Source organism: Pseudoalteromonas mucoides (assembly GCF_049257175.1).
Lineage (GTDB): Bacteria > Pseudomonadota > Gammaproteobacteria > Enterobacterales > Alteromonadaceae > Pseudoalteromonas.
Window position 1 is genome coordinate 354,864 of record NZ_JBMMUC010000004.1, and the last position, 7,062, is coordinate 361,925.

Consider the following 7,062-nt stretch of genomic DNA (forward strand, 5'->3'; position numbering starts at 1 on the left):
TCATATGATAACTATGAGGTTATAGTTTTAGAAGTGGTCTTTCCAGGTTCTAAGACCCGCAAAGTTTTGCCAAGGTTCATTATTTTGTAATATGTTTTTTGATTTATTCTGATATTCAGTTGGAATATTTTGACTAATACCCGAGATATCACTACGCATGAAAGGGTTTATCTTTTGCTCTACAGCAATAGTGCTAGGTAAAGTAATTTCATCGTTACTACGCTTTGTATCTACCCAGTGAGCGTACTCAATTAATTCCGCGTTGTTAGGTTCAACTGCTAAGGCAAACGCTAAATTTGCTTGTGTGTATTCATGAGTGCAATATATCTTACACGCTTCTGGCAGCTGCTTTAGTTTATCAAAAGAGTGCTGCATTTGCTCGGCATTGCCTTCAAACAGGCGCCCGCAGCCACCACTAAATAGTGTGTCACCAGTAAATGCTAGGGCAGGGTTTAAATAACAAATGTGGTCTAAAGTATGGCCAGGGGTATGGATGATGGCAAACTCAGTATCAAATACTGTAACTTTATCGCCTTCACTTAGCGTGTTTGTTATCCCTTTAAATGGGCTATTGCTTGGGCCATATACCATGATACCAGGGAAGGCTTTGCACAAATCGGCCACGCCATCAGTGTGATCGTAATGGTGATGGGTGATTAGTATCCCCGCCAACGTTAAGCCAGCGTCTTTTAAATGGGTTAATACAGGCTCTGCTTGACCTGGGTCAACAACCCAGGCTAATTGGCTTTGGCTATCTGTGATGCACCAAATGTAGTTATCAGAAAAGGCTTTAATTGCTTTGACTTGCACCATGTAACATTGCTCTATAAAGTGACGATATTAATAGTATAACGAGCTCAGCAAATGAAACCAGCCCTTAGTTTTCAAGAAGGACCTAAACCACTGTCGTGGCATGAGTTTCCTCATGGCGACTATTTGCGTTGCGATATTGAACGTAAGATGGCGAAGTGGTTACCGCGAATGTTCGGTTATCACATGCTTAAATTGGGTAATCTCAGTGGTGAGCTTAAAACCAGTGCGAGCACAATTAAGCATCAAGTATGTGTGGCCGAATCAGGCCCGTTTACAGGAGTTATTGCAGATATTGATGAGCTGCCGTTTTATGAACACAGCGTTGATGCTTGTATTCTAAGCCACTGTTTAGAATATCATTCAGACCCTCATCATATTTTGCGAGAAGCACACCGTACATTGATCCCTGGTGGATATATTGTGATCACCGGGTTTAACCCGTTTAGTTTATGTGGCTTGGCTCAATTGCTGCCATTTAGTGGTCAAAAATTGCCATGGACGGGGCGTTTCTTTACCCCAGCGCGCGTGAAGGATTGGCTTAACTTACTCGGCTTTGAAATTATCAGCGATGAGCGGTTTATTTATTCTTCTTTAGCGCGTGGCAATCGATTGTCACGTTTTGCGCCATGGCGACGTTTTGCTAAGCAATATTTGAAACCCATGGGCAGTGTATATATGTTAGTGGCACGTAAACGCGTTGCTCCATTAACCCCGATTAAACCAAAGTGGCATGCAAGACCGCAGTTTGCGCCCGTTAAAGGTGCAGGGTTGCGACAAACATCAAAGCAGCACCGTCAGCGGAATAGTTAATTTAGGTGCGGGTTGTTCTGGTAGCTTACCTGCACGTATATTCATTTGTATAGCAGGGTGTAATAATTTAGGTACGTTTAATGTGGCGTCACGGTTTTCTCTGGCATGAATGTACTCTTGTTCAGAGCTTTGTAAGTGTACATTAGTTAAACGCTGCTCACCCACTGTTGTTTTATTAACAAGCTTGCGCCCGTTGGGCTGGTAGTCATGACACATCCACATGATTGTTTGATCGGGTAGGGCTAAGATTTTCTGTAAAGATAAATATAGTTGTTTTGCGCTGCCGCCAGGAAAGTCACAGCGGGCAGTACCACTGTCAGGCATGAAGAATGTATCGCCAACAAATACGTTGTCTGCAATTAAGTAACACACACTATCTGGTGTATGACCTGGTGTTGCTAAAACACTAAATTGGCTATCGCCAAATAGATAGTGGCTTTTATCATCAAACAACTCATCAAAAGGGCGACCATCACAAGGCATATCTATTTGATATAAATTACTAAAGTAAGTTTGTACTTGAGTGATGTTGGCACCGGTGCCTAGTTTACATGGGTGCTTTGGGTGAAGTTTTTGTTTTATGTAGCCTGCGGCGGTAATGTGATCAGCATGAGCATGAGTTTCTAGCAACCACTCGAGAGTCAGCTTATTGGCAGCAATATATTCAATGATTTCATTGGCAGTTGCGAAGCTAAGAGTGCCACTAGGAGCATCAAAGTCAGCGGGTGGGTCAATCAGCACAGCGCTACCGGTATTTAAACAACTAACTATGTAACTAAACGTAGCGCTCTGCTGATGAAAAAAAGACTTAACCGAGACAGGCATTTTACAACTCCATTATATAATATAGCTAAATCTTATATCATATAACTTAAGTGTAAAATAGCTTAAGGTCAATTAATCACCGCTGATGTAGTATTGCTTTATTCTGGCTTGTAGCCTTCGTCGACTAATAAGTTTTTACTGCCCGCGGCATCACGGGCTAAATCATCGACTATTTCGTTGTATTTGTTACCGCTGTGACCTTTTACCCATTTCCAGGTAATTGTGTGTCTATTGCAGGCTTCATCAAGGCGTTTCCATAAGTCGACATTTTTAACCGGTTTTTTAGCTGATGTTTTCCAGCCACGCTTTTTCCAGTTTGCAACCCAAGATTCAATGCCTTGCTTTACATATTGGCTGTCTGTGGTGAGGTTGATTTCACACGGGCGAGTAAGACTTTCAAGCGCCACTATGGCCGCTAACATCTCCATGCGATTGTTTGTGGTGAGGGTATAACCTTGGCTCATTTCTTTTTCATGACCATTATAAAGCATGAAAATACCATATCCGCCGGGGCCCGGATTACCTAAACATGAGCCATCGGTATAAATCTCTACGGTTTTTTGCACTGTTTTACCTTGATATTATGTACAATAAAGTGATTATAGAAAGATACCAGAATCAGGCTAAGTTCGATATGCAGCGTAGACAAATAGTTTTAGATACAGAAACCACCGGCATCGACCCTAAACAAGGGCACCGAATTATTGAAATTGGGTGTGTGGAGTTAATAAACCGCAGATTAACCGGTAATAACTTTCACGTTTATATCAACCCGCAACGCAGTATTGAAGAAGAAGCAATTGATGTTCACGGTATTACAAATGAATTTTTACGTGATAAGCCTCTTTACCACCAAATAGCGCAAGAGTTTTTTGATTATATCAAAGGGGCTGAGCTTGTTATTCATAATGCACCGTTTGACGTCGGCCACATGGACAATGAATTTGCTCTGCTTAATCAGGGGTACCCGAACACCCACGAATACTGTCAAGTTCTCGACACCCTTAAAATGGCGCGTGACTTGCATCCTGGTCAAAAGAATAACCTTGATGCGCTTTGCCGTCGTTATGATGTAGATAACACTAAGCGGACGTTACACGGCGCATTACTGGATTCTGAAATACTAGCAGACGTTTACTTAGCCATGACAGGCGGTCAAGTTAAGCTTAACTTGAATCAAAATAAAGATCAGGGTAGTGAGCAGCAACAAAAAGAAATTCGTCGTTTAGATCCAAACCGTGCTCCATTGATGGTTTTAAAAGCGTTAGATGACGAGCAAGTAGCGCATGAAGCAAGGTTAGATATTGTTCAAGATGCTGGCGGCCAATGTTTATGGCGCGCCGAATAAGGCCCACAATGAAAATACTTTTATTGGCAATAATAATGGCATTAACAATGCCGTTGGCTCTGAGCGCAAATAACGATGATAAAATAACGTTATTGAAACGCGATAGTGGGCAAAATGAAATACCGCTATTAGATAATCGATTTCGAATTGATTACAAAGTGAATGAAATTACCTTGCTATTTTTTCGTAAGCGCGGCGCTCCTGCTGTTATTTTAGTACAGCCAAACGGGAGTAAGCTTTATGCCACCTCCGCGATTAAAGAGCCAAACGTCGATTGGTTTGATGAGCTAAGTTACGATTTAATCACGATAAGAGAACCAATGGCAGGGCCATGGCAAGTGATCGGCAGTATTTTACCGGATAGCCGTATTGTTGTACTCGGTGATATTGATTTAAAAGTAGAGCCTTTACCAGCGTTACTCTTTCGTGGTGAAACTGTCAAAATTACAGGGCAAGTTTTAAATGATAACGAACCGATTAACGTGGGCTTATTCAGAGATGTTGTTAGTTTACATGTTGACTTTATAAGTACTAACAACAGTGATTATGCTAACTTTGGGGCGGGCACGCATAATGTTGCACAGTTTAAAGACGATGGTCGCGGGTTTGATGAGCGCCCAAAAGACGGTATTTTTACTGGGGAATTTAAATTGGTGTTCCCCGCAGGGCAATGGCAACCCGAGCTATACATTGAAACCCCTTTACTAAAACGTACCGTAGTTCAAGATGTGCTTGAAGTAAAAGAGCCACCATTTAGTTACGACATAGCGCTTGCTCAAGATGATGCGCACGAGCACAAATTAACGATTACTCTAGACCCAAGTGTGGTGAAGCCAGAAACCGTGCTAATACAGGGCAAAATTTATTACCCTAACAATGAAGAACAAATGTTTAATTTAGAAGGCAGCAAATTGCTGACGCGTGAGTTGCTCATTAAAAACTATGACTGGGGTCGGTACAGTGTTGAGCTATCGGTGTTTGGTACTAATGTAAATGACCGAGAGTTTATGGCAACATTGCCGACCTATAAATTTGAAATTGAACGCCCCATCGAAGCCGTGCCAGAATTACCAGAGTCAATAATTACAGCGGCAGAACAAAAAGAGATCGACAGAGCAATAAGAGAGGCCCAGTCGATGTCAACCATCATGTTTATTAGCTTAATTATTGGTGGGAATTTGATAGTTCTATTGATTGGTTGGCTGGCAATTCGTAAATTTGTTCAGAAAAAACCACTATTACCTAAAGTCAGCATTCCTTTTTTGAAGAAAAAAACAGCAGCTGGTGAAGAGCCCGCTGTAGGCGAAAAAAATGAAGTTGGTAAAAATGGCTCAAAAAGTGATAAATCAGGTGAAATTTTAAACCTTTCGATGTCAGATGACTAAAAAACCTGTAAAAAAACAAAAAAGCCCTTGACGAAGTAGGGGCTGGTTCGTATTATTCACGCCGCTGCAAAGGGAGACCTAAGCAGCAAACGAAAATGCGGAGTGGTAGTTCAGTTGGTTAGAATACCGGCCTGTCACGCCGGGGGTCGCGGGTTCGAGTCCCGTCCACTCCGCCAATTTTCGACAATTTGTAAGTAGATGCTGGAGTGGTAGTTCAGTTGGTTAGAATACCGGCCTGTCACGCCGGGGGTCGCGGGTTCGAGTCCCGTCCACTCCGCCAACACTTACACAACATATGGTTGTAAAACATATTCTTATTATGGAGTGGTAGTTCAGTTGGTTAGAATACCGGCCTGTCACGCCGGGGGTCGCGGGTTCGAGTCCCGTCCACTCCGCCACTTGATATCATCAATAAAATTAGTAAGTGTATTACCCCATACACATACCACTGCGGAGTGGTAGTTCAGTTGGTTAGAATACCGGCCTGTCACGCCGGGGGTCGCGGGTTCGAGTCCCGTCCACTCCGCCACTTGTTATTTCCCCAATAGCAAGATAATAAATTTAATGCCTATCTATTTTAATAAAACATACTTTAGCTATCAGATCGACTTTTTATACTAACCTGCTAATATTCCTTATTATTCTTCACTATTCAGCTTCATATATCTGCATGAATTACTAAGAATCTAACCTCACTTTTAAAAAGGAAGCACTAAGATGAGCACATTAGGTCAACAATTAAAGCAGCTACGAAATGATAAAAAACTGAGTCAGCCTGAATTTTCCCAACAAGTGGGGATAGAGCAGAGCCATACCCAAACCACCTCAAGGTGCGAGTTTCAGTTGGAATTAAAAGCGATTTAGGCAAGGCATTGATTGCAAGTAATAGTGGTTCTATTGTTAAAATCAATAACGCAGTATAAATCGCTTTTAAACCAACCCATGGGCGTTTCACAGGAACTTACTCTCATCGTTGTTACTTCTTAAAAGGGATGGCCATTGTTGCAAAGTAACGCCTTGATATTAAGCCCCTGTGAAACGCTGAATTCTGCATCTTGAGGTGGCTTGGGTATATATCAAAGCTTGAAAACGATAAATCAATTCCCTCAAATGAAATATTTAGATCCTTATTGATAGCGTTAGATCTTTCAATTGATGAGTTTATGAAGCCGCTCGCATTGAGTGATGACAAAACAAGACTTATGCAAATACCCGATGTAGAGCAGTGGTTCAAAAGTAAAGAAGTTAAGAGCTCAGCCACGCAACGTAAGGTTATTTATCTCGCAATGTTTTTAATATCTATTGGTTGTGCATTATTTTATTCAGGGTATAAAAACTATGTATTCAACGAAAAATTTTATGAGTACAAATCGCTTGGTGTCGTAAAAGCAGGTGAACCCAATGACATTTTTGAAAATTGGAGACGTTATACTCTATTTATTCCAAATAATGGTAATGTATTAAAAGAGAAGCGTTATGAGATGCAGACTAGACGTAAAGAGCTTTACAAGTTAATGGATGAGTATGTCGGTAGGTCATTTGTAGAAGAGGTTGAGAGTGGTAAGCGAGTGTATCTTTTAGTTAAGGTGGAACCGCATACAATTGAACATGCAGGCAACAGTTGGTTTGAGTTTTTAGGTATTTTTGCCGCTGTATTTGGTTTAGCACTCGCTTTACTGGAGCCCAAATTAACTAAACAATAAAAAGCCTGCGTACAAGAAAACGGAGCAGGCTTTAATATAAATTGGCTTACAATTAGAGGGCGTTCAAAATTCTGTGTCAGCTTAAAAATTAAAGATCGAGCACGTTATCTAAACGCCCCTTAAAATAAATCGCCAACTGAGATAAACACAAGCTCCAATTGTGGATTGGCATGGTCCA

The 7,062-nt window shown here is 41.4% G+C and carries 8 protein-coding genes and 4 tRNA genes; 9 read left to right on the forward strand and 3 right to left on the reverse strand.

The genetic code is table 11. From position 1 onward, the window contains the following. Positions 1-27 precede the first annotated feature (27 nt). Positions 28-813, reverse strand: a complete 786-nt coding sequence (gene gloB, locus AAEU30_RS06825; RefSeq protein WP_421959863.1) for a hydroxyacylglutathione hydrolase — start codon at positions 811-813, stop codon at positions 28-30. Between the two features lie 51 nt (positions 814-864). Here gloB and AAEU30_RS06830 point away from each other — a divergent pair, with 51 nt between their 5' ends. After that, a complete protein-coding gene (locus AAEU30_RS06830; protein ID WP_421959864.1) occupies positions 865-1,623 on the forward strand; it encodes a class I SAM-dependent methyltransferase in 759 nt (252 codons plus the stop codon). Here AAEU30_RS06830 and AAEU30_RS06835 read toward each other — a convergent pair. Beyond that, on the reverse strand, positions 1,594-2,448 hold the full coding sequence (locus tag AAEU30_RS06835; protein ID WP_421959865.1) for an MBL fold metallo-hydrolase: 855 nt from the start codon (positions 2,446-2,448) through the stop codon (positions 1,594-1,596). The genes AAEU30_RS06830 and AAEU30_RS06835 overlap by 30 nt on opposite strands. Before the next feature lie 98 nt (positions 2,449-2,546). Next, positions 2,547-3,014 (reverse strand): ribonuclease HI, encoded by a 468-nt coding sequence (gene rnhA, locus AAEU30_RS06840; RefSeq protein WP_421959866.1) that lies wholly within the window; start codon positions 3,012-3,014, stop codon positions 2,547-2,549. Positions 3,015-3,082: 68 nt separating this feature from the next. Here rnhA and dnaQ point away from each other — a divergent pair, with 68 nt between their 5' ends. The 8 genes from dnaQ to AAEU30_RS06880 all read left to right on the forward strand — a co-directional run bounded on the left by dnaQ (position 3,083) and on the right by AAEU30_RS06880 (position 6,884). Further along, on the forward strand, positions 3,083-3,796 hold the full coding sequence (gene dnaQ, locus AAEU30_RS06845) for a DNA polymerase III subunit epsilon (protein WP_290210719.1): 714 nt from the start codon (positions 3,083-3,085) through the stop codon (positions 3,794-3,796). 8 nt (positions 3,797-3,804) lie between these two features. Beyond that, on the forward strand, positions 3,805-5,181 hold the full coding sequence (locus AAEU30_RS06850) for a TIGR03503 family protein (RefSeq protein ID WP_421959867.1): 1,377 nt from the start codon (positions 3,805-3,807) through the stop codon (positions 5,179-5,181). 99 nt (positions 5,182-5,280) lie between these two features. Beyond that, a tRNA-Asp gene (locus tag AAEU30_RS06855) sits at positions 5,281-5,357 on the forward strand. Positions 5,358-5,384: 27 nt separating this feature from the next. Continuing rightward, positions 5,385-5,461, forward strand: a tRNA-Asp gene (locus AAEU30_RS06860). 41 nt (positions 5,462-5,502) lie between these two features. Next, positions 5,503-5,579 (forward strand) — tRNA-Asp (locus tag AAEU30_RS06865). Between the two features lie 54 nt (positions 5,580-5,633). Then, positions 5,634-5,710: transfer RNA gene (locus AAEU30_RS06870), tRNA-Asp, on the forward strand. A gap of 188 nt (positions 5,711-5,898) precedes the next feature. Then, on the forward strand, positions 5,899-6,045 hold the full coding sequence (locus tag AAEU30_RS06875; RefSeq protein ID WP_421959868.1) for a RodZ family helix-turn-helix domain-containing protein: 147 nt from the start codon (positions 5,899-5,901) through the stop codon (positions 6,043-6,045). Positions 6,046-6,311: 266 nt separating this feature from the next. After that, a complete protein-coding gene (locus AAEU30_RS06880) occupies positions 6,312-6,884 on the forward strand; it encodes a transcriptional regulator (RefSeq protein ID WP_421959869.1) in 573 nt (190 codons plus the stop codon). The last annotated feature ends 178 nt before the right edge of the window (positions 6,885-7,062 follow it).